Raw genomic sequence first — 1,011 nt, forward strand, 5'->3', positions numbered from 1 at the left:
ATCCCCAGTTCCGGCCGGCAAAGCTCCCAGAACGCCGAACCGGCGCTGCCACGCTTCGTCTGAACGCGCGGATTCTCCGCACGCGCGGCAGGCGATGTTGCACGCCAAAGTTGCCGCTAAGCGCCGTACTGGTTCTGCGACAGCGTGGCTTCTTATGAGGCACTTTGGAGCGCTGTTGGGTCGTCTGGGACGGCTGCAGAGGTCGTCCACACGTTGGCGCTCTACGAGTGAACGGTGCGCAGAATTCGTAGTCGCTCTGGCCAGGACGGGGAAACTCTTCGGGTTCGCCCCGGCATTTCACTCGTGTGACGCCAGGCAGTTCATCGTCTGCCTGCCGCTCTAGCGTATGGGTGCGCGGCACGAATGATCGGCGCGGGGACGGCGGACGTCTTGAGGCCAGCATGCGTACTCGCTCGGCGGTCGTCGATGAGCACGCTTCTGGTCCTTGGCGTCGTTCGCCGCGCGAGCTGGCGCTCCCGCGCCGGCGGCTTGCTTCGTATCCGTTCCGCGTGCGCTCGATGTTCACGCCCCGTTCGGCTCACATCGTCGTCTCGCTCAGATCGTTCCGTCCGGGCGCCTTGATCGCCGTCTTGAGAGCGGGTTTTGGCGCGCCCGTTTCACCTGTCCAGGTGTGCAATTTGCGGAGTTTTGTGCACACGATGGGGCAGCCGAGTCGGGCTGGTCCACGTGTCGTGCTCGTCCCTGCGTTCGTTGATGTCGCGCGACGCCGGGGCAATTCATGCGGACGCTCAGACGACTGTCCCATGCGCCACGTCACGCGCCCGCTCCTCGCACTTTCAGGAGTTGACGCAGGCCGGCGATGTGGTCCCGCACCGCACCCGTCACCGGAGGCTTCGCGTGCGTCAGCGGTGCCGCACAAGGCTGGGATTTGCCCAACGCTTCCCGTTGCGCGTGAGCGAAGCGTTCGAGGTCAAGCGCGGTGGCGGGACGGAGTTGCCCGGACGCGAGCGCCGTTGCAAACGACGGCATCCATCCGGCGGCCTGGCGGCC

Annotated in this window: 1 pseudogene; it reads right to left on the reverse strand. The window is 66.0% G+C overall.

The features are described 5' to 3' along the window. Positions 1-774 precede the first annotated feature (774 nt). A pseudogene (locus P7F28_RS09400) lies at positions 775-1,011 on the reverse strand (Replication protein O); the annotation flags it as partial.

It is taken from the genome of Caballeronia sp. BR00000012568055 (assembly GCF_029439455.1).
Classification (GTDB): Bacteria; Pseudomonadota; Gammaproteobacteria; order Burkholderiales; family Burkholderiaceae; genus Caballeronia.